The organism is Pseudomonas sp. NFPP04 (assembly GCF_900113815.1).
Classification (GTDB): domain Bacteria; phylum Pseudomonadota; class Gammaproteobacteria; order Pseudomonadales; family Pseudomonadaceae; genus Aquipseudomonas; species Aquipseudomonas extremorientalis.
This window is the reverse complement of sequence record NZ_FOQS01000015.1, coordinates 145,802-166,657: the sequence shown is the minus strand read 5'-3', so window position 1 is coordinate 166,657 and position 20,856 is coordinate 145,802. Positions and strand designations below refer to the sequence as shown.

The window sequence follows — 20,856 nt, the reverse complement described above, 5'->3', positions numbered from 1 at the left end:
CATGGACATCCAACCGCTGCTGCAAACCCTCCAGGACACTCCCGTCGCCGCGTTCATCCGTGAGTCGGGCTCGGTCTTCCCATTGCTTGAATCGGTGCATGTGATCGGCATCGCCATCGTCTACGGCACCATCGCCGTGGTGGACCTGCGCCTGCTGGGCGTGGCCTCCCATCGGCGCAGTGCGCTGAAGCTGATCCAGGATCTGCTGCCCTACACCTGGGTCGCGTTCGTGGTGTGCGTGATGACCGGCCTGCTGATGTTCTGCGCCAATGGCACGACCTATGTGCAAAACACCGCGTTCCTGTGGAAGATGGGCCTGCTGGTGCTGGCCGGGCTGAACATGGGGGTGTTCCACCTGGGCGCCTTTCGCCGCATCGGCGAATGGGACACCACGCTACCGCCGCCCAGCCAGGCACGCGTGGCGGGTTTCAGTTCACTGGCGCTGTGGGCAGGGGTGATTTTCCTCGGCCGCTGGATTGCGTTTCTCTGATGGCCAGCCTGAGCGATGCAATCACGGTGGTGCGCCCGCGCTCCGGGCGCTGGGAGTCGCTGGCGCTGCTGCTGGCGACCCTGGCCGTGATCGCCGGCGTGGCCGGCTATGTGACCCTGCGCCCGCAGAAAGCCGGCCCGCCCATCCCCTTGAGCTGGCAGGTGCGCTCCTTCGACGGTCTGGGCGCAGTCGACCAGGCGATCCATAGCGCGCTGTTGCCGGCCGGCGAGGAAATCATCTGGTTCAACAACGACACGGGCGGCTGGATCACCTTGGAGCATGCGCAAAAGCTGCTGTTGCCGCCCTTCTACCGCGATGGTTTCTGGAAGACCCATGGCGAGGTGCAATGGCAGTTGATTTTGCCGGGTACCCACCAGGCCCACGGGCTTTCCGGCGACGCCCATGCACCGGCGGATCCGAGCGCCAACCAGGTGTCGCAAGCCACCCAGGGCCAGGGTGCCACGGTGTACTACGGCGTTGGCGGCCGCGCCACGGGCCAGAGCGCCTACCTGCTGGTCATCGGTCACGCCCACGCCGGTGTGATGTGGGCCAACCAAGCGACGATCTGGGTCCATCCCGACCCGAACGCGCCCTACCCTGGCATCGTCAAGCCCGAGTCGCTGGTCGGCGATGGCTGGCGCCAGGTCATTCCATACGACGGCGCCAGCGAAGTCGAACGTGTCAAAGGAACCCAGCCATGACTACCGCTACCCAACGCCCGTCACGGTGGCGCAGATGCCTTGCGCTGTTGATGCTGATGCCTGTGGTTGCACTCGCAGGCACCGCGACCACCTCGGGCAAACCGCTCAGGATTGGCGTCACGCTCCACCCCTACTACAGTTTCGTGGCGAACATCGTCGGTGACCGGGCGCAGGTCATTGCGCTGATCCCGCCCGAGGCGAACCCGCACAACTACCAGCCGCAACCCGACGACATCACCCGGGCGATGAACCTGGATGTGCTGGTGGTCAACGGCATCGGCCACGATGAATGGGCTTTCCAGATCGTAAAGGCCGCCGGGCGCACGGCGACGTTGCCGATCATCCAGGCCAATGCATCGGTGGCCCTGATTCCCATCGCGGGCGACCAGAGCGGGGTCAAGGTGGTCAACCCACACACGTTCGTGTCCACCACCGCGGCGATCCAGCAGGTGTTCGAGATCGCCCGCCGGCTGGGCGAACTGGACCCGGACAACGCAGCGACGTACCGCCACAACGCCCTGGCGTATGCCGCGCGGATCCGCGAGTTGCGCGCGCGCTTCATGACCCGCTTCGCCGCGCTGGACCTCTCGGCGTTCCGTTGCGCGACCACCCATGCCGGCTACGACTACCTGATGCAGGAGTTCGGCCTGTTCGTCAGCGCGGTGATTGAACCACGCCATGGCGTGGCCCCGACGGCACGCCAGTTGGCCAACACCATCGAGGCCATCAAGCGCGCCAACGTGCGCGTACTGTTTGCCGAGAAGAACTTCTCCCTCGACCTGGCCAAGCCGATCGAAGCCGCCACCGGCGTGAAGGTCTTCGCGCTGTCGCACATCACCGGCAACGCCTATAGCGCGGACGAGTTCGAGGTGGCCATGGCCGAGAACCTGGAAACCCTGGCCCAGGCCATTGAGTTCACCCAGCCAGCCAGGAGCACCCCGTGATGCGTGGACCTGCCATCGTGTTTGACAACGTGTCCCTGCAACTGGGCGGCACCCGGGTGCTCGATGCCGTGAGTTTCCGGGTCGAGGCCGGCGCCCTGCATTGCCTGGTCGGCCCCAACGGCGGCGGCAAGACTTCACTGGTGCGCACACTGCTGGGCCAGATGCCGCATTCGGGGTCGGTACGGCTGGAGGGCGAGATCACCACGCCACTGGGCTATGTCCCGCAGCTGCTGGACTTCGACCGCAATGTGCCGATGACCGTCAACGACGTGATGGCCATGCTCGGCCAACGCCGACCGGCCTTCCTGGGTTCCAGCCGCGCAGCCAAGGCACTCAGGGCTGCGGCACTCGCGCGTACCGGCGTGGCGGCGATGGGCGCGAACCCCTTCGGCAGTCTGTCCGGAGGCCAGCGCCAGCGTGTGTTGCTGGCCCAGGCGATCAGCCCGGTGCCCTGGCTGTTGATCCTCGACGAGCCGACCGCCGGCATCGATGAACCCGGCGTGCGCCTGGTGGAGGCGTTGGTCGCCGAACTGCACGACCGAGGCGTCACCATCCTGTGGATCAACCACGACCTGGAACAAGTGAGGCGCATTGCGCAATCGGTCACGGTGATCAATCAACGGGTGTCGTTCCATGGCAGCCCCGCCCAATGGGAGAACGTGCGATGAACGCGCTGTACGACTTCATTCGCGAGCACCTCCAGGCGCTCGCTGCGACGGGCGTGCTGCCGCAACCCTTCGAGTACGAGTTCGTGATCAACGCATTGCTCTGCGCGGTGCTGATCGGGCCGCTGCTGGGCGTGCTCGGCTCGATGGTAATGATCAAGCGCATGGCGTTCTTCAGCCAATCGGTGGGCAACGCAGCGATGACCGGCGTGGCCATTGGCGTGCTGATCGGCGAGTCCTACACCTCGCCTTACTTTTCGATGTTCGGCTTCTGCCTGCTGTTCGCCCTGACGCTCAAGTACACCCAGCATCGCACCACGCTGGCCAATGACACGCTGATCGGCGTGTTCCTGTCGATCTCGCTGGCAATGGGCGCCTCGCTGCTGCTGTTCGTGTCGGCGAAGATCAACACCCATGTGATGGAGAGCGTGCTGTTCGGCTCCATCCTGGCGGTGGACCACACCGACATGAACGTGTTGCTGGTAGTCACCGCGATCTGCGCGCTGATCGGGCTGCCGCTGTACAACGGCATGCTGCTGGCCAGCCTCAACCCAAGCCTGGCCCATGCGCGCGGCGTGCGGGTGCGCAGCGTCGACTACCTGTTCGTGGTGCTGGTCACCCTGGTCACAGTGGCCTGCCTGAAAATCATCGGCGCCGTGCTCGTCGAAGCGCTGTTGCTGATACCGGCAGCGGCGGCCCGCAACATCAGCCATTCACTGCCGGCACTGGTTACCCGCGCCGTGTTGATCGCGACGTTTTCCTGCGTGGTCGGCATCCTGGCGCCGATGCAGTTCCACATTCCCGTGCCCACGGGCGGCGCCATCGTGATCGTTGCGGCACTGGTGTTCGTCGTCACCACCGTCATTCGGGCGACCACGGCCCGGTTCAGAGGGGCCAGCGTATGAAATGGCTGAATGCTACGTGCCGCCCAAGACTGGCGCTGTTGGCGGTACTGCTGGGCGGCCCGTTGCTGGCCCAGGCGGACCAGGTGCTGGTGGCGTTGCCGGCGCTGTATGCACTCACCTCGGCACTCGGCGACGGCACTCGCCTTGAGGTGGTGCGCGTGCCGCCCGATGCGGCGGTGTCCCTGCAAAGCCAGGCCAATGCGCTGTCACGCCTGGACGCCAGTGTGTTCGAGCAGGCGACGGCGGTGGTCACCTTGAGCAGCCTGTGGCGCGCCGATCCTTTGTATGCCGCGGCCCGTCGCCACAACCTGCGGATCGTCGAGATCGACGCGTCACATTCCTGGGACGCCATCAAGCCCGGCGTGGCCGTGGCCCGCGTGCCGCCAAACGACGTGCCCTGGGCGGGCGCGCAAGTGGCCGACGACGGCCTGTCACCCTATGCCTGGCTCGGCCCCGTCAACGCCATGCGCATGTCGGCGCTGATCGCGGCCGACCTGGAACGCTTGTCTCCCGTAGACGCGCCACGCATAGAGCGCAACCTCACCGCACTCGACAGCCGCTTGCGCCGACTGAAGGCCGACTACGGCGCCCGGCTGCTGGCGGTGCCGGACCTGCGCGTGCTGTCGTTGGCCGACGAATTCATCTACCTGTTCGGCGAGTTCGGCATTTATGTCGACGGCTGGTTCGTGCGGCAGGACATCGATTGGAGCGACGCTGACTGTGCTGCGCTGACCCGCTACCTGCGCGAGCGTGACATTCGCGTCGTCGTGCACAAGTGGGCGCCGGACACCAGGATCGCCAAGGCCATCGAAGACGGTGGCGCACGCCTGGTGCTCCTGGACACCGGCGCCGATGCAAGCAACGGCTACGAGGCCCTGCTGAGTTCGAACCTGGACGCCCTGCTGGCGGCCTTCGCCCCCCTGCAACACCCTTGACTGTGGAGCGCTCATGAAACCCTTGGGTCCAACCCGTTTGATACTGATGACAGCAGCCCTGTCGTGCTGCCAGGCGGCCTTCGCCCATGGCCCGGTGTTCGACTGCTACCTCGAACACGATGACCAGGTGAAATGCGAGGCCGGCTACACCGACGGCAGCTCCGCCGTCGGGAGAAAAATCCGTGTCCAGGATGCCCGCAACAAGCTGCTGCTCGAAGGCAGCATCGGCGCGGACAACACCTATACGTTCCAGGCCCCCGCAGGCGACTACACCGTGTTGTTCCTGGGTGGCGACAACCATGACGCGACGATCCAGTCCGCCGACATTTCCAGGTGAAACAGACCATGACCTTCACACGACGACTGTTCCAAACCCTCGCCGGCGCCACTTTCGGCTGCGTGGCCTGTGCCGCCCAGGCCCACTTCCAGATGCTCTACGTCGAAGACACGGCGCCACAGCGCGGCGATAAGCTGGAGTTTGCGCTGGTGTTCACCCACCCCTTTTCCGGCGGCCCCACCCTGGTGATGGACAAGCCCCGGGCGTTCAGCCAGGTGAGCGCCCACGGCAGCAAGACCATCGACCTGCGCCAATACCTGCGGCCGGTGCAGTGGCAGAGCCGCGACAACCGGGCGACGGCCTATCGTGCTTCAATCCCGCGGGAGTTGATGCGCTCGCTGGGCGATCATATTTTCGTCCTCGAACCCGAACCTTACCTGGAAGCCGAGGAAGGCCTGTACATCCAACAGTTCACCAAGCTGATCGTCAACGTCGGCGGCGTCCCCGGCGACTGGGCCGAGCCGCAGGGCTTGCCGGTGGAGATCCAGCCGCTGAGCAAACCCTACGCAAACTGGACGGGTGGCGTGTTCCGCGCCGTGGTACTGGCCGATGGAAAACCGGTGCCGTTCGCCGAAGTCGAAATCGAATACCTCAACCATGCCGTCGATATCGAGCAGAATAGCTTCGGCCAGGCAGCCTACGTCACCGCGCCGCAAGCTTCATTCAACGCTCAGAGCACCTACGCGGACGCCCAGGGCATCGTGACCCTGGGCCTGCCCCGCGCCGGTTGGTGGGGCATTGCCGCGCTCGACATCGGCGCGACCAAGACCCACAAGGGCAAGCCGCTGTCGCAGGATGCGGTGTTGTGGGTGCAGGCCAGGGACATGGTGCCCGGCAAGGACTCAGGTATCGCTCATTGAGCTATTGGCTCGCGACTGAACGCCTCGACTTCGCGAATCAAGCCCTGTGCCGCCATCATCACCAGGTCTCGCCCTTTCTCCGGCGAGGCCTGCGCCGGGTCCGAGCCCATGCGCCCGTCGACGTGGCGGGCGCGGAAGTCGAAGGCCTCGCGGATCGGCCCCCACGGCGCGATCCGGGGTGAGTAGTCGGCGGTTTTGATCGAGTCCGGGTAGGCCCATTGGGTCACGGCGATCTCGGACGGCGTGGCATGGATGCCGTGGCCGGTGGGGAACTGCGCCTTGGCCAGTTCGCCCACGCCTTCCAGGTCCCACCAGTTGCATAACTTCAGGGCGAACCCCGCCGGGCGACGGGCAAAGCTGGCTTCGGCATACAGCTCGGAAAACGCCGCTTCAATGGACGCGACGTTGCCGCCATGGCCATTGAGAAACAGGATCTTTTCAAAGCCATGGGCCGCCAGCGAATGCACCCAATCGCTGATCGCGGCAATGAACGTCGAGGGCCGCAATGAGATCGTGCCGGGGAAGCCGATATGGTGCTGGGCCATGCCGATATTGAAGGTCGGCGCGATCAGGATATCGGCGCTTTTTTGCGCCTGGCACGCAATGATCTCGGGGCACATCCAGTCGGTGCCGAGCAGCCCGGTCGGCCCGTGCTGTTCGTTGGAGCCGATGGGGATGACGATGGTGCGGCTGCGCTCGAGAAATTGGCCGATCTCGGCCCAGGTCGACAGGTATAGAAGCATCTTGGGTTCCTCAGGGTTTTCAATGATGGCGGGCCACTCGACCCGCGCTGTATTCGCCCGCCGAGCCGGTGCGCGTTCGCGGTTTGGTCGCGATGATCACGAACGCCGCGCACAGGAACACGCAGCCCACGGCAACGACCCCCGTGTTCAAGCTGCCCGTGGCGGTTTTGGCCCAGCCGATCATGGCCGGGCCCCAGAAACCACCGGACAGGCCGATGGTGTTGATCAAGGCAATGCCGCCTGCGGCCGCGTCGCCCTTGATGTGCTCGGAGGGCATCGCCCACAACACGGTGTAGGCCATGAACATCATGCTGATCGACAGGGTCAGCACGATCATCGACCCCACCAGGTGGCCGCCCGCCAGGGGATAGAGCATCAGCAGGAGCGCACCGGTGGCCGCCGGGACGGCGCAGTGCAGCCGGCGCTCGCCCAGGCGGTCCGAGCGGCGCCCGATCCAGTACATGCCCAGTGCCGCCCCGACATAGGGCATGGCGGCATACCAGCCCACTTGCTGGGTGTCTTGCAGGCCCAGGGTCTTGATGATCGCCGGCAGCCAGAAACTCATGGCGTAGATCGAGAAGATGATGCAGAAGTACGCCGAGGCCAGGACATACAGCTTAGGGTCGCGCAGTACCGCACGGAACGAATGGCTGCGGGCATTCGCCGTGCCCAGTTCGGTTTCCAACAGCTGTTTTTCCGCCTCATTCAGCCAAGGCGCATCGGCGGGCCGGTCGGACAGCACGACGTACATGAGCACGCCGAGCAATACACAGGGCAAGCCTTCAATCAAAAACATCCATTGCCAGCCGGCCAGACCGCCGACACCGGCAAGCGTGGTGATGAGCCAGGCCGACAAGGGTCCGCCCAGAATGCCGCCCATGGGACCGGCGATAAACACAATGGCAATCGCCCGCGCCATGCGGTTCGGGCCGTACCAACGCGACAGGTAATAGATCATGCCGGGAGCGAACCCGGCTTCGAATACGCCGAGCAGAAAACGCATCGCATAGAACGTCGGCACGTCCCGTACAAACAACATGCACGCCGAGGTAATGCCCCACAGCACAAGGATCCTGCTAAAGGTTTTACGCGCACCGATGCGGGGCAGCATCAGGGTGCTGGGCAGTTCGAACAGCACGTAGCCGATAAAGAAAATCCCCGCGCCGGCGCCGTAGGCAGCATCGGACAAGCCCAGGTCGCTTTGCATCTGCAGCTTGGCAAAGCCCACGTTGATGCGGTCCAGGTACGCAAAGACATAGCCGATGAACAACAGCGGCAACAGCCGCCAGTTGAGCTTGTGGTAGAGGGCAGAAATGGCTGCACTTTCTGCCGGTGCCAGGGAGGTTGGCATACGAGTCTCCAGTTGTTTTTGTGGGTCTGCGTACTTGCCAATTCAGGGTGCGCCGGCCCACGATAAGCAGCAAGAGCAACTAAGTTCACTTAGCGTTGCTCTGCAGGCAACACAACTTCTGGAGCGGGTCATCCTTCATGCGTGAGATCAATCAACAACGTCTTCGCTACTTCCACGAAGTGCTGGTGCACGGTTCGATCAGGGGGGCGGCGGACAGCATCAACACCTCGCCCTCGGTGATCACCCGCCAGATCAAGCTGCTGGAAGAGGAATTGGGCGCCAAGCTGTTCGAGCGCCAGGCCCGTGGCGTTCAGCCCACCGAGGCGGCGGCGCATCTGCTGGAGTTCTGGCGCGGCTATCGCTCGCACCAGGAAAAACTCGAAGACCAGTTGCAAGCCATCAAGGGCCTGCAGCAAGGCCATGTGCGGGTGGTGATCAGCGAAGGCTATGTGGATGCGCTGGTCGACAACGTGCTCGCGCCTTTCAGCAAGCAATACCCCAGGCTTGAAGTCACCCTGGACATCCTGCCGGTGGACGATGTGCTCAACGAAGTCGCCGAAAACCGTGCGCATATCGGCCTGGCCTACAACCCGCCGCCCCATCCACACATCGACTACCGCGCCGCCTCGCTGCAGCCGGTGATGTTGCTGGTGCGTCCCGATCATCCGCTGGCAGTGCGCGGCACCATGGCGACCGTGACGGAGGTGTTGGAATCCCCATTGGTGCTGACGCCGACCACATTTGGTATTGGCCATGCCATCACCCTGCTGGAATACGCCGAGAAGATCGAAGTGCGCCCGACCCTGGTCAGCAACTCCCTGGCGGCACTCAAGCGCCTGGTTGCCACTGGCGGCTTTGCCTCGCTGGCCGGGGAGTTCGCGGCCTATCGAGAAATTGAAAACGGCGAGCTGGCGTCGGTGCTGATCGACCATCCGCTGTTGCTGGGGGTGGAGGCCAAGCTGTTGGTGAAGGCCTCAAGACCGCTGGCGGCGCCCGCTCAGGAATTGTTGACGTGGATGCTGGAGCGGTTGCCGATGTTTTGCATGCCCACTGTTCACCAGAACCAATAAGGCAGGAATTTAGGCGTCGGCTCATGGGCCAACTCCAGATGGTAAGTAACGCAATTGAAGAAAAACATATCCAGTATGAGAAAGGTGACAGCCCCGAAAGAAAAGATGACGAACTCACGATGGGGATGCCCGTGAAAACGTGATTCCAACCAGGGCCGCACGGCGACTAGCGTAATCAGACCCAGGCAGGCACCGAGGTAGTTGGGCTGCAGCGGGGTCACCGCATACAAACTGTACCCATAGGCAAGTAACAGCATCACGAGGCCTATCAGCGGCAACTCCAGGCAGAACCCAAGCAGTTTTTTCCGGGTGTTTGCAAACATTTCACTGCGGTCCACGAAGACATAGGCCGCCAACAACGAAATAGCTGGTGTGATCGACAGTATGTAACGCGCCTTTTTCGAACTTGGAATCGTGAACAGCACAATGATCATAAGGAGCCAGCCGGTGAGGTACAGGAGCATGTTCGTGGCGGCATGAGGCGTACTGTCGAAAAAGTGTTTGCCCTTTCTGATGATCACACTCACTGCAATCAAGGCGGTGAAACCGTAGGTCAGCAAGCCTGCCGAAAAGTAGAAGTAATAACGGGGCGCGTGATCACTGCCGAACCGCCCGAGTCCTTGCATGATCAAAACCTCTTGCAGAAAAGCATCGCCGCCCTGCACATAGGCCGCCCAGGTCAGCACCGCGATACCCGTGGCCAGGACCAGGCCCGCCAATAATGAGAACACCACCAGCATGCGCCACTGCCGGCTCAACAGGTAATAAGAGGCGACGACACTGGCAGGTCCGATCAGGCCGATCGGGCCACGAAACGCAAAGCCCAGTGCCAGGCCCGCGAGTACCAGCGGCAACCGATAACGCTGTTGGTGCACCTCGCCCGCGTAGGCCAGGTAAAAGCACACCACCGTAAAAAGTGCCGGGTACACATCCAGCGCCAGGGAGTTCACGCCGTCCAGAAATGACCAGGTGAACAGCGCAAACACCACCCCGTAGGCGCCCCACTTCTTCTCATGCAAAGCCCCCAATTTATAAATGAACACCAACATCAACGCGGCAGCGACGCAAAAAGGCACGCCCATCGACAGAATGGAGACACGGCCAAACGGCAAGGACACCAGATAAACCAGGAGTGTATTGATCACCGTGTAATCGGGGTAAGGCTGCAGATCTTCGGCGATTGGAAACAGCGTGACGCCGTGCGCAAGCATATATTGGGCAAAGTCGACAAAGCGCGTGGTGTAATTGAGCACGGCGGGCTTGTATTGCAGGACAGCCAATACAATAAACGCGACCACAAAAATAAATGAACAGGGCTTTTTTACAGCCACTTCCTTTAGCTTATTCATGCGACCTTGCCGTCCCTGAAAAAAGCGCAGACTAGCACTTTGCTTTTCAGGCGTTCCAGATTGGAAAAGTGAAGAGTTGTAAAGGCCGCACACTGTATTCATTCAACCCGGCAACTCGCCGTGGCATTCTGAACATTCGCTGAACATGCGTTAAAAAAATGCGAAGTCAGCCTAAGAAAAACTTCAACTGAATTTAATTTAGCGTCTTGTTGTGTGCGTCATGTGAAGAGGCACCAAGGAATAGTTTTATAAACAATCCGGTCACCTTGAAAAATAAGCAGTCCGTGCAAAAATTCGGAACAAGAGCAAAAAGCAAGGGTAGACACCCGGTGGTACATCAATCAGTTATCCGCACATCAACTCCCTGTTCTCCCCCTCAATCCCTCTTCATAAGATCGCGTGGCTTACAGCCTCCTGGCATCAGGCATTTCAAGGCCTGACAACAACTGATCGGTTGCGCAATCGAACTGTTCGATAAGGAAGTCCAGCAATACACGCACGCGGGAAACCCGGTAACGGTTGCCATGTAGCACCGCGTAGACGCCGGCCTCTGGGACACAAAAGTCAGGCAACAGGACGTTCAGTCGTCCAGCACAGATATCGGCTGCCGCATCCCAGATGGTCTTGCGTGCAATGCCATGCCCGGCCAACGCCCATGCGCGCGCGAGTGCGCCATCATTGGTTTCCCATGCCTGGCTCATAGGTACGGTGTAGTTCCATGCCTGACCGTCCACCACAAAGTGAAAGGTGTTCAAGGGCCCTGCGCCAGTCACCAGCACGATGAACTTGTGGTTCACCAGGTCAGCAGGGGTCTGCGGTTCGCCGTATCGCGCCAGATAGTCAGGCGAAGCGCACAGTACTCGCCAGTTGGGCGCCAACTGCCTGGCGATCATCGAGCTTTCATGTGGCTGCCCAAACCGGATTGCCAGATCAATATCGTCCTGCAGCAGATTCGACACCGAATCCGACAACGTCAGCGCAACGGACAGTTCCGGGTGCAACTTACTGAATGCCTCAAGCCAGTCATTCAAAAGATTGCGGCCAAAATCGGCAGACGCGGATATCCGTACCTTGCCACGCACCTCAGTTTGACTGGCTTGAAGCCCCGCTTCCGCCTCATCAATAGCCCGCAATGCGAGCCAGCACTGCTGCAAGTAAAACCGACCTTCTTCCGTAAGGCGCAACTGACGCGTTGTGCGATCAAACAATTTGGTGCGCAGCGCCGCCTCAAGCTTGATAAGGCGCGCGCTGGCCGCGGCTGGCGACAGCGCCAGTTTGCGCCCTGCGGCAGACAGGCTGCCGAGTGCTGCCGCCTCGACAAACAAACGCATATCACCCAATCGGTCAGTGGCCATATTCAATTCAAATTTGATAGCTCATCAAATGTTAAGCCAATTATCAAATCGTAGGCAATTCATCACACTCATGCCTCCTCTCCCATTGAGCACAAGTCATGACCGGCAAATCACAGGTTGAAAATGGCTCTTTCACAACATCGAGCAATATCGAACACCTCACTACCGAGGGTCTCCCACTGACGGCCCTGTTGGCGCTGACATTGGGTAGCTTTATCGCCACCGCCAACGAAACGGTGCCGGCAGGACTTTTGCCGCAAATCGCCGAAGCATTTGGTGTGTCGCAAGCATGGGCCGGTCAGATGGTGACACTGTGTGCACTGGGCTCAGGGTTGGCGGCTATTCCTTTGACGCTCGCGTTGCAGGGTTGGCGTCGGCGCGGGGTGCTGTTACTGGCGGTCGGGGTGTTTTGCGCCTGCAATGCGGTGACCGCCCTGTCGCCCTGGTTTGCATTGACGCTGGCGGCTCGCTTCATGGTGGGTATTGCAACCGGTCTGGCCTGGAGCCTGCTGGCCGGCTACGCCAGACGGTTGGTCACCCCACCACTGCAAGGTCGCGCTATGGCGCTGGCCATGCTCGGCATCCCTCTGGCACTTGCCCTGGGCGTACCGCTGGGTGCCTGGCTCGGCAAACTGCTGGGATGGCGATGCGTGTTCGGGACGCTCTCAGGACTCAGCCTTTTGCTGATGGCCTGGATCTATCTGAAAGTGCCTGATTACCCCGGACAACGCGCCGATCGACGCCTGCCGCTGCGCAGGGTCTTGCAAACCCCGGGGGTGCGGCCGGTACTGGCGGTGGTCATGGTCTGGATCCTGGCCCATTACACCTTCTATACCTATATTGCTGCGTTCCTGGCTTCTGTTGGCTTGGCCGATCAGGTTGATCAGGGCCTCCTTGCATTCGGTATTGCGGCCTTGTTCGGTCTATGGATGATCGGCACGCTGATTCATGGCAGGCTTCGTAGCCTGGTACTGCTCAGCCTGACAGCATTCACCCTGGTGTCGTTTGTCCTTGGGCTGGGTGACCTGCCCGCCAGTGCGATCTACATCAGCATGGTCTTGTGGGGGATGAGCTTCGGTGGCGCGCCAACCTTACTGCAAACCGCCTTGGCTGAAGTTGCCGGAGACGGCGCTGACATTGCGCAATCGATGCTGGTCACCGTCTTCAACCTGGCGTTTGCAGGCAGCGGTGTGATCGGTGGCGTTCTCTTGGAAACCTGGGGGGCAAGCGCTATTCCCTGGGTAGCGCTGGCGTTGTTGCTGCCGGCGCTGATGATGGTATCGGTGGCCAAGAGGCATGCTTTCAGGCGTTGACCGTTGAGCTGTGCTAACAATCGGCAATCGAGACTGGCCGAATGGCGGACACGACTCTGCACCAAATGAGTCCATTTGCCCGTGCACGTCGATAAAAATCAAAGTCACGAAAAAAGAGGACGAAGCGCCCACCCAGTAAATTGCAGGCAAAAAAAAGCCACTCGTTAGAGTGGCTTTTTTTTGTGTTTGGAGCGGGAAACGAGACTCGAACTCGCGACCCCGACCTTGGCAAGGTCGTGCTCTACCAACTGAGCTATTCCCGCGTCTTGGTGATGCGCATTCTATAGAATTATCAGAACCGGTCAACCCCTTGATTCGAAAATGTTTTATTTCTTTTCAACGGTGGTGCGCAGATGCGGCCAGGCAGCGCGCAGGTACTGGAGCATGGACCACAAGGTCAGGCCGGCGGCGATGAGCAGCAGGGCGTAGCCGGTCAACACCCAAAAGGAGAAGTCCGACGGGTTTGCCAGCAGGATCACCAGCGCGAGCATCTGCGCGGCGGTTTTCCATTTGCCCATGTTGGAGACAGCGACATGGGCGCGGGCACCGATTTCGGCCATCCATTCGCGCAGTGCGGACACCACGATTTCGCGGCCGATGATCACGGCGGCCGGCAGGGTCAGCCACAGGTTGCCGTGTTCCTGCACCAGCAGGACCAGGGCGACGGCCACCATGAGTTTGTCCGCTACCGGGTCGAGGAACGCGCCGAACGGCGTGCTCTGTTCCAGGCGACGGGCCAGGTAGCCGTCGAGCCAGTCGGTGGCAGCCGCGAAGGCAAAGACGGAGCTGGAGGCCGCATAGCTCCATTCGTACGGCAAATAAAACAACAGGATGAAAATAGGAATAAGCAGGACGCGTAGAACGGTGATCAGATTAGGGATATTCATCGGCACAACTGGCTACGAGGTGGAAAGGCATTCTATTCGCTGTGCAGATTCGCATAAATCAACTCAGCGAGCTTTTTACTGATACCGGGAGCTTTGGCTATTTCGTCAATGCTGGCACGGGATAGCTCCTGCAAGCCACCAAAATGTTTAAGCAAGTCGCGTCGCCGTGTCGGCCCGACGCCCGCCACCCCCTCCAGGGTTGAGGTTCGACGGGTTTTGCCGCGTCGGGCGCGGTGACCGGTAATGGCGAAACGGTGCGCCTCATCGCGGATCTGCTGGATCAGGTGCAACGCCGGTGAGTCGCCCTTCAAAGTGAACTCATGGGCGGCATCATTCAAGTACAACGTCTCGAAACCGGCCTTGCGCGTAGCGCCCTTGGCTACGCCGAGCAGGATCAGGTCGGGCACCGCCAGTTCGTTGAGCACGTCGCGGGCCATGGACAGCTGGCCCTTGCCACCGTCCACCAGGAGTATATCCGGCAGTTTGCCCTCGCCGTCCTTCAACTTGCTGAAACGCCGGGTCAGGGCCTGGTGCATGGCCGCATAGTCATCGCCGGCGGTGACGCCTTCGATGTTGTAGCGACGGTAATCGGCTTTGATCGGCCCTTCCGGCCCGAACACTACGCAGGACGCCACCGTGGCTTCGCCACTGGAGTGGCTGATGTCGTAACACTCCAGGCGCTGCGGCGGCTCGTCCAGGTTGAGGACTTCGGCCAGGGCGTCGAAGCGTGCGGCGACGTGCTGTCGATTGGCCAGGCGTGCGCCCAGGGCCTGCTCGGCATTGGTCACGGCCAGTTGCTGCCAACGGGCTCGCGTGCCGCGTACGCGATGGCTGATGTCCAGCTCGCGGCCGCGCAATTCGTGGATCGCCTCGATCAGCGTGGGGAAGTCTTCGTGCACCACGTTGACGATCAGCTCCGACGGCAAATCGCGCTCCGGGCTGCTCACGTAGTACTGGCCCAGGAAGGCCGCCATGACCTCAGCCACGTCTTCGTCGATACCGGTCTGCGGGAAGAAGTTCTTGCTGCCCAACACCCGCCCGCCCCGCACGCTGATAAGGTGCACGCAGGCACCGCCCGGGTTGACGAAGGCGGCGATCACATCGACGTCACCGGTACCGCCTTCCATGCTCTGCTGGTCCTGCACGCGGCGCAGCAGGGAGATCTGGTCGCGCAGTTCGGCGGCCTTTTCGAAATCCAGGGTGCTGGCCGCCTGCTCCATGGCGCCGGAGAGTTCGTCGGTGAGGGCATTGCTGCGCCCTTCGAGAAACATCACCGAGTGACGCACATCCTCGGCGTACTCGGCCGGCTCCACCAGGCCCACACAGGGTGCCTTGCAGCGCTTGATCTGGTATTGCAGGCACGGCCGGGTGCGGTTCTTGTAGAAGCTGTCTTCGCACTGGCGCACAAAAAAGGTCTTTTGCAGCAGGCTCAGGCTTTCGCGGATCGCGCCGGCGCTGGGATAGGGCCCGAAATACTTGCCCTTCTGCTTCTTCGCGCCCCGGTGAATGCTCAGGCGTGGGAAGTTGCCGTCGGATAAAAACACGTAGGGGTAGGACTTATCATCGCGCAGCAGAATGTTGTAAGGCGGCCGCCATTCCTTGATCAGCGTCTGCTCAAGCAGCAGTGCTTCGGTTTCATTGGCGGTGATGGTGGTTTCGACCTGGGCGATGCGCGCCACCAGCGCGGCGGTTTTCGGCGCGAGACCGCTCTTGCGAAAGTAGCTCGCCAGGCGGTTCTTCAGGTTCTTGGCTTTGCCGACATACAGCAGGCGCGCCTCGCTGTCGAACATGCGGTACACGCCGGGGCGGCCACTGCAGGTCGAGAGGAAGGCACTGGGATCAAACGGTGTGGTCATGTCAGGCGCTGGCGTCCACCATGCCGTGGCGCACCGCGAGCAGGGTCAATTCAACATCACTGCTGATGGCGAGCTTCTCGAAAATGCGATAACGGTAGGTGTTGACGGTCTTGGGCGACAGGCACAACTTGTCGGAGATCGTCTGCACCTTCTGGCAGCCGACGATCATCAGGGCGATCTGGATTTCCCGCTCCGACAGCGCATCGAACGGCGAGTCGCTGGTGGGCTGGAAAGATTTGATGGCCAGTTGCTGGGCGATCTGCGGGCTGATGTAACGCTGCCCGGCAAACACCAGGCGAATGGCTTGCACCATCTCGGCCAGACCGGCACCCTTGGTCAGGTAACCGGCCGCGCCGGCCTGCAACAGGCGCGTCGGGAACGGGTCTTCTTCACACACGGTCACCACCACGACCTTGATGTCCGGGTGGCTGCGCAACAATTTGGTCGTGGCGCCAAGACCACCGATACCGGGCATCTTGACGTCCATCAGTACCACATCGGGTTTCAACTCCCGGGCCTTGATCAGGGACTCTTCCCCGGACTCGGCCTGACCGACTACTTGCAGGCCATCGATGTCAGCCAGCATTCGTGTAATGCCTGTACGAACGAGATCATGGTCATCGACTACTAGCACCCTAATCAAGCAGACACCTCGCGATATGGTCTTATAGGTTGCTGAACACCTTAGCAAAAAACCAAGGCGCAGACCTAGCTGCAAGCGTCATATATATAGAGTTTGAATACACAGCAGCCGTCCACCCTGCGGTGGACAGCTCTATTTGTTGGGCAGCAGGTCAGGATTCCTGGGGCTGCGGTCTGCTTTTTCCATTCAGTGACACGGAGTGCTCGGCCAGGCTTGACGTCAAGCGACGGATTGCAGCCTGGTCTTCCTTGAACATCGCGCGGTAGTCACCCAATACTTTTTCTTCAACCTGGCTCAGGTTGTCCAGTTGAATCGGGGTAGGCGTACCGGTCAACACGTACAGCACATCCACACCTTTCTCGGCGACACGCGACAGGTAGTCCGCTTTAGGCGCCCGTCCTCCACTTTCGTATTTACCTTGTGCGTTGGCTTCAACGCCGCCTATTTCACCAAAAACTTTTTGCGACAAGCCAAGTCGCTCCCTTTCTTGCCTCAAACGCGAACCGATTCCACTCATTTGGATGTATGATCCTGGTTGGGACACCCCAAGAGGTGACACACTCATCATTTTGCTGAACAAACTTGAACGGTTTTGAACTATGCCCGGAATCCGTACTGCCGCACAAGCCAAGGCCTGGCTGGAACATCAAGGAAAGTCAGTTCAAGCGTTCGCCCGTGAACATGGCGTTGATCCGGCAACCACCTATCAAGTGCTCGCTGGGCGCAAAAAGGGACGACGTGGAGAGGCCCATAAGGTAGCGGTCCTCCTGGGCATGAAAGAAGGGATCATCCATTCTGAGGCTGATGCTCAAAAAAACGATCAGGAGGTCATTTCCTGAAGCCAGTATGCGCTTATTAGAATTGGGTGCGTGGTTTAGCTTGATGGACAGAGACGTTCCATGCGCCAGAAGCAGTTTTCTTCACCGACGATACTCAGCCCCATGCGCTGATAGAGCCTTCGGGCCGGATTGGTCTTGAACACGGTCAGACGCAGCAACCCCAGGGCCTGAGCCTTGAGCGCCATCTGCTCCAAGACCCAACTGCCCGCGCCCTGCCCACGACATGCCGCAAGCATATGCAGCTCACGGATATAGAGTGCGCGGCTGTCGCGGCTCAAACTGATAAAGCCCAACACGGTCTCGTCGTTGCAGATCAGCCAGTTTTCGCGGCCCGCCCAAGCCACATCGAAGCCGTCGTTGGACCACACCAGATCGTATTGCAGGTAATAGCGACTCATGGCCTCAAAGGTCAGGGTTCGGGCGAACGGCAAGTCCTGGTCCGTCGCAGCGCGCAGGTGAAACGCCATTTACAGCGCTACCACTTGGCCAGCCCACACGGCGCCATCACGACGGGCGATTACCAGCGCATCACCCAGGCCCGACGCAGCAGCCAGTAAACGGCCATCTGCGGCCCAAATGGCGCTGCTACCGGCACACACATAGCCACCCGATGGCCCGCCATGGTTGGCTACCAGCACCACCAGGCCATGCTCGGCCGCATACCCCTGGAGCAACGCGCTGTCCGCTGCGTAGCCGCCTTCGCTGATCAACACACCGGCGGCATAGACAGTGGCGCCCATCTGGGCCGCCTGGCGCGGGTGACTGGCGCGGGAGAAATCCGCGCACACCGCCAGCGCAATCCGCTCATCGCCGATGTCAAGCGCCGCTCCCCCCTGCCCTGGGGCAAACACCGCTTCTTCGCCTGGATGCAGATGCTGCTTGGTGTACACCGCAAGAGAACCGTCTGCCCCCAACACCAGCGCGCCGATCAGCACACCTGCCCCAGGTGCCAGGCGAATCGGCATGCCGACCACCGCCGTCAAGCCCCACTCCCGTGCCATTTCGCGCAGCGGTGCCAGCAGCGCGTCTTCGGGAGCAATCGCCAATGCGGCCGCCAGTGACGGCTCATAGCCGGTCAACGACAGTTCCGGAAACACCAGCACGTGCACGCCATGTTCGGCCGCCGCGTGCATGAGGGCCAAGTGCCGTTCGATATTGGCCGGTACGTCGCCCGCGATGGAAACAGATTGAGCAGCAGCAAGGGTCAGGGCAGTCATGGTCGCGTCCAGGCAATCATCCAAGGTGTGACAAGCATATCGCGGTCGATAGCGGTCAGTACCCCCGCGCAATAGAAATTACTGATTGAATCCACCTGCGTGCCTCTAGTAAGCTCCCCCCATCATTTGGAGACACACCATGTTGCAACTCACCACCCCTCAGGTCTGCCCTGTTGCCAGCGCCCCGCGCTCGGTATCGGCTACCCGTGTGAACGGTTCGAGCGCACTGGTCAGCTTTTATTTTGGGTATTGGTTTAGCCACTGGCGCGCCTGATACCTGAAATCGGCGCCCACTACTCAAGGGGTCGCCTACCAGAGAAATCCAAACCCCCGGTCGGCTCCCCGACCGGGGGTTTTGTTTTTTCAGGCCCCAATATTTTTTGATGAACACTTAAAGGACACACGACATGAACTACGCCACCTATTACCGCTACGACACTTCCACTGCATGGCGATTTAGCCAGCTCCGCTCGGGACAGCCTGCCGCCTCCGATCGGTCACCTATGGGTGGCAAGCCAACACACACAGCCAGTACGGCCCACTGTCGAACACCCCAGTAGGGCCAGGCGCGCGGGAACAGCCCGCCGCTTGCCCAGGAAGCCTTGAATATGAACTCTGCCACCGCCGCTCTGCCCGTTTCTGCCCTGACCAGCGCCAATGAAGCCCTGACCCAGCGCTTGCCCAGCGCGCTTGATTTAAAGCTCAAGCTGCCGCTCAGCCCGTTCCTCAATGAACAAGTCCACGCCCATCGCCACGCCGTGCGCGCCATCCTCAATGGCCAGGATTCACGTTTGCTGGTGATCGTCGGCCCGTGCTCGATCCACGACCCGGAGTCGGCCATGGAATACGCACGCAACCTGAGGAAACTCGCACTCGAAGTGAGCGACCAGATGCTGCTGGTGATCCGCGCCTACGTCGAAAAACCGCGCACCACCATCGGCTGGAAAGGCCTGGCCTACGACCCGCACCTGGATGGCAGCGACGATATGGCCGCCGGCCTCAGCCTGTCCCGCGAACTGATGCGCGAAATGCTGCGCCTGGGCCTGCCGGTCGCCACTGAGCTGCTGCAACCGATGGCCGCCGGCTACTTCGATGACCTGCTCAGTTGGGTCGCGATTGGCGCACGCACCACCGAATCGCAGATCCACCGCGAAATGGCCAGCGGCCTGGGCATGCCCGTGGGCTTCAAGAACGGCACCGACGGCGGCGTGGCGATTGCCTGCGACGCGATGCGCTCGGCGTCCCACCCGCACCGTCACTTCGGCGTCGACAGCCAGGGGCACCCGGCGATCATCCAGACCCCGGGCAACCCCGACACCCACCTGGTGCTGCGCGGCGGCCACCGTGGGCCGAACTACGATGCGCAAAGCGTGGCGCAGGTGAAACACGACCTGGCCAAGTCCAAGGTGGCGGCGCGGATCATGGTCGATTGCAGCCATGCCAACAGCGGCAAAGACCCGCTGCGTCAACCGGCGGTGTTCAACGACGTGCTGGAGCAGCGCTTGCAGGGCGACACGTCGCTGATCGGCATGATGCTCGAAAGCCACCTGTTCGAAGGCTGCCAGCCGTTGAGCACATCGATGAAGTACGGCGTGTCGGTGACCGATGGCTGCCTGGGCTGGGATGCCACCGAGCAGTTGTTGCGTAGCGCCGCCGAGCGCTTGCGCGCACAAGGCTGAACGACCAAGGCGCTGCTACAGCGGGTACAGCGCCTCATCAAATTGCTCAAGTTTCGGAAATACCAAGGGCTGCTCATCCGCCAGCCCTTGCAGCCGTTGCTCATACTCCACCAGGAAATCCTGCCGCGCCTCAGCACTGATATACGGCACATGCCACGCCACAAACGGCGCCAGCACCTCATAGCCCACATACGCCAGCGTGCCGCGCAGGATCGGGCGCAACATATCCTCCAGCGGCCCATGAATCGCGCCCTCGCCGAACATATGCTCGCGCCCGCCCAGGGTCACGGTGACCAGCGCCCGCTTCCCCGCCAACCCACCCTGATCGTAAAAGCGCTTGCCGCCGTAACACACGCCCGACACCAGCACCCGGTCAATCCAGCCCTTGAGTATGGCCGGCGCCGAGAACCAGAAGATCGGAAAGTTGAGGACCAACAGATCGGCCCACAGCAGCTTGTCCAACTCAGCCTGAATATCCGCCGCTATCGACTGTTTCCTCACTCCCAGGCGTTGCTCCAGCGCATACACCAGGTAATCGGGGTTTTCCCGAATGGAAAAATCCGCCGCCGACGCCACCGGGTTCCACTGCATGGCGTACAAATCACTGACCTTGACGGTGTGTCCCCGGCCTTGCAGCGTGACGAGCGCCTGGTCACGCAGTGCCGCCGTGAACGACTGTGGCTCGGGATGGGCGTGAACAATCAAAACCTTCATGTG

The 20,856-nt window shown here is 61.2% G+C and carries 23 protein-coding genes and 1 tRNA gene; 12 read left to right on the top strand and 12 right to left on the bottom strand.

Features of this window, described 5'->3' with window-relative positions:
• Position 1: 1 nt before the first annotated feature.
• Genes BM017_RS25800 through BM017_RS25765 form a run of 8 tightly spaced genes read left to right on the top strand, consistent with a single transcriptional unit; the run spans position 2 to position 5,837 of the window.
• Entirely contained in the window at positions 2-490 is a 489-nt protein-coding gene (locus BM017_RS25800) for a DUF6644 family protein (protein ID WP_071489621.1), read from the top strand.
• The gene (locus BM017_RS25795) at positions 490-1,191 is read left to right on the top strand and encodes a DUF6162 family protein (RefSeq protein WP_092249819.1); all 702 of its coding nucleotides are present in this window, start codon (positions 490-492) and stop codon (positions 1,189-1,191) included. The genes BM017_RS25800 and BM017_RS25795 overlap by 1 nt, the downstream gene beginning before the upstream one ends.
• Positions 1,188-2,135, top strand: coding sequence for a metal ABC transporter solute-binding protein, Zn/Mn family (locus tag BM017_RS25790; protein ID WP_092249816.1), 948 nt, complete (start codon positions 1,188-1,190; stop codon positions 2,133-2,135). The genes BM017_RS25795 and BM017_RS25790 overlap by 4 nt, the downstream gene beginning before the upstream one ends.
• The gene (locus BM017_RS25785) at positions 2,135-2,803 is read left to right on the top strand and encodes a metal ABC transporter ATP-binding protein (protein ID WP_092249813.1); all 669 of its coding nucleotides are present in this window, start codon (positions 2,135-2,137) and stop codon (positions 2,801-2,803) included. The genes BM017_RS25790 and BM017_RS25785 overlap by 1 nt, the downstream gene beginning before the upstream one ends.
• The gene (locus tag BM017_RS25780; RefSeq protein WP_092249810.1) at positions 2,800-3,705 is read left to right on the top strand and encodes a metal ABC transporter permease; all 906 of its coding nucleotides are present in this window, start codon (positions 2,800-2,802) and stop codon (positions 3,703-3,705) included. The genes BM017_RS25785 and BM017_RS25780 overlap by 4 nt, the downstream gene beginning before the upstream one ends.
• On the top strand, positions 3,702-4,640 hold the full coding sequence (locus BM017_RS25775) for a metal ABC transporter solute-binding protein, Zn/Mn family (RefSeq protein ID WP_256575689.1): 939 nt from the start codon (positions 3,702-3,704) through the stop codon (positions 4,638-4,640). The genes BM017_RS25780 and BM017_RS25775 overlap by 4 nt, the downstream gene beginning before the upstream one ends.
• Positions 4,641-4,653: 13 nt before the next feature.
• Positions 4,654-4,977, top strand: coding sequence for a hypothetical protein (locus tag BM017_RS25770; protein WP_071489626.1), 324 nt, complete (start codon positions 4,654-4,656; stop codon positions 4,975-4,977).
• A gap of 8 nt (positions 4,978-4,985) precedes the next feature.
• The gene (locus BM017_RS25765) at positions 4,986-5,837 is read left to right on the top strand and encodes a DUF4198 domain-containing protein (RefSeq protein WP_092249808.1); all 852 of its coding nucleotides are present in this window, start codon (positions 4,986-4,988) and stop codon (positions 5,835-5,837) included.
• On the opposite strand, the gene BM017_RS25760 is transcribed toward BM017_RS25765, so the two are convergent.
• Both BM017_RS25760 and BM017_RS25755 read right to left on the bottom strand, forming a co-directional pair.
• A complete protein-coding gene (locus BM017_RS25760) occupies positions 5,831-6,580 on the bottom strand; it encodes a creatininase family protein (RefSeq protein WP_092249806.1) in 750 nt (249 codons plus the stop codon). The two genes, BM017_RS25765 and BM017_RS25760, sit on opposite strands and share 7 nt — an antisense overlap.
• 19 nt (positions 6,581-6,599) lie before the next feature.
• Complete coding sequence (locus BM017_RS25755; RefSeq protein ID WP_092249803.1) at positions 6,600-7,931, bottom strand: MFS transporter; 1,332 nt, start codon at positions 7,929-7,931, stop codon at positions 6,600-6,602.
• 137 nt (positions 7,932-8,068) lie between these two features.
• Here BM017_RS25755 and BM017_RS25750 point away from each other — a divergent pair, with 137 nt between their 5' ends.
• Positions 8,069-9,001: a LysR family transcriptional regulator gene (locus BM017_RS25750; protein ID WP_092249800.1), complete on the top strand. Its 933-nt coding sequence runs from the start codon at positions 8,069-8,071 to the stop codon at positions 8,999-9,001.
• On the opposite strand, the gene BM017_RS25745 is transcribed toward BM017_RS25750, so the two are convergent.
• Together BM017_RS25745 and BM017_RS25740 are read right to left on the bottom strand one after the other, a co-directional pair.
• Positions 8,986-10,350, bottom strand: coding sequence for an ArnT family glycosyltransferase (locus tag BM017_RS25745; protein ID WP_092249797.1), 1,365 nt, complete (start codon positions 10,348-10,350; stop codon positions 8,986-8,988). The two genes, BM017_RS25750 and BM017_RS25745, sit on opposite strands and share 16 nt — an antisense overlap.
• A 404-nt stretch (positions 10,351-10,754) precedes the next feature.
• Positions 10,755-11,705: a LysR family transcriptional regulator gene (locus BM017_RS25740; protein ID WP_092249794.1), complete on the bottom strand. Its 951-nt coding sequence runs from the start codon at positions 11,703-11,705 to the stop codon at positions 10,755-10,757.
• A gap of 98 nt (positions 11,706-11,803) precedes the next feature.
• Between BM017_RS25740 and BM017_RS25735 the strand changes: the two genes are divergently transcribed.
• Complete coding sequence (locus tag BM017_RS25735; RefSeq protein WP_092249791.1) at positions 11,804-13,018, top strand: MFS transporter; 1,215 nt, start codon at positions 11,804-11,806, stop codon at positions 13,016-13,018.
• A gap of 187 nt (positions 13,019-13,205) precedes the next feature.
• Here the strand turns inward: BM017_RS25735 and BM017_RS25730 are convergent.
• From BM017_RS25730 to BM017_RS25710, 5 genes are all read right to left on the bottom strand, one after another.
• Positions 13,206-13,281 (bottom strand) — tRNA-Gly (locus tag BM017_RS25730).
• A gap of 63 nt (positions 13,282-13,344) precedes the next feature.
• On the bottom strand, positions 13,345-13,905 hold the full coding sequence (pgsA, locus tag BM017_RS25725) for a CDP-diacylglycerol--glycerol-3-phosphate 3-phosphatidyltransferase (protein ID WP_003232771.1): 561 nt from the start codon (positions 13,903-13,905) through the stop codon (positions 13,345-13,347).
• Between the two features lie 32 nt (positions 13,906-13,937).
• A complete protein-coding gene (uvrC, locus tag BM017_RS25720; RefSeq protein WP_092249788.1) occupies positions 13,938-15,761 on the bottom strand; it encodes an excinuclease ABC subunit UvrC in 1,824 nt (607 codons plus the stop codon).
• A gap of 1 nt (position 15,762) precedes the next feature.
• Positions 15,763-16,404: a response regulator transcription factor GacA gene (uvrY, locus tag BM017_RS25715; RefSeq protein ID WP_003190387.1), complete on the bottom strand. Its 642-nt coding sequence runs from the start codon at positions 16,402-16,404 to the stop codon at positions 15,763-15,765.
• A gap of 151 nt (positions 16,405-16,555) precedes the next feature.
• Positions 16,556-16,921 carry a helix-turn-helix domain-containing protein gene (locus BM017_RS25710; protein WP_092249785.1) on the bottom strand — a complete coding sequence of 122 codons (366 nt, stop codon included), beginning with the start codon at positions 16,919-16,921 and terminating at the stop codon, positions 16,556-16,558.
• 82 nt (positions 16,922-17,003) lie between these two features.
• Here BM017_RS25710 and BM017_RS25705 point away from each other — a divergent pair, with 82 nt between their 5' ends.
• A complete protein-coding gene (locus BM017_RS25705; RefSeq protein ID WP_071489635.1) occupies positions 17,004-17,243 on the top strand; it encodes a DNA-binding protein in 240 nt (79 codons plus the stop codon).
• 35 nt (positions 17,244-17,278) lie between these two features.
• On the opposite strand, the gene BM017_RS25700 is transcribed toward BM017_RS25705, so the two are convergent.
• Positions 17,279-17,710 carry a GNAT family N-acetyltransferase gene (locus BM017_RS25700; RefSeq protein WP_092249782.1) on the bottom strand — a complete coding sequence of 144 codons (432 nt, stop codon included), beginning with the start codon at positions 17,708-17,710 and terminating at the stop codon, positions 17,279-17,281.
• Positions 17,711-18,460, bottom strand: a complete 750-nt coding sequence (locus tag BM017_RS25695) for a carbon-nitrogen hydrolase family protein (protein WP_092249779.1) — start codon at positions 18,458-18,460, stop codon at positions 17,711-17,713.
• Positions 18,461-19,068: 608 nt separating this feature from the next.
• On the opposite strand from BM017_RS25695, the gene BM017_RS25690 reads away from it, so the two are divergent.
• Positions 19,069-20,139 (top strand): 3-deoxy-7-phosphoheptulonate synthase, encoded by a 1,071-nt coding sequence (locus tag BM017_RS25690; protein WP_092249776.1) that lies wholly within the window; start codon positions 19,069-19,071, stop codon positions 20,137-20,139.
• A 15-nt stretch (positions 20,140-20,154) separates the two neighbouring features.
• Here the strand turns inward: BM017_RS25690 and BM017_RS25685 are convergent, their stop codons facing one another.
• On the bottom strand, positions 20,155-20,853 hold the full coding sequence (locus BM017_RS25685) for an NAD(P)H-dependent oxidoreductase (RefSeq protein ID WP_092249773.1): 699 nt from the start codon (positions 20,851-20,853) through the stop codon (positions 20,155-20,157).
• Positions 20,854-20,856: the final 3 nt, after the last annotated feature.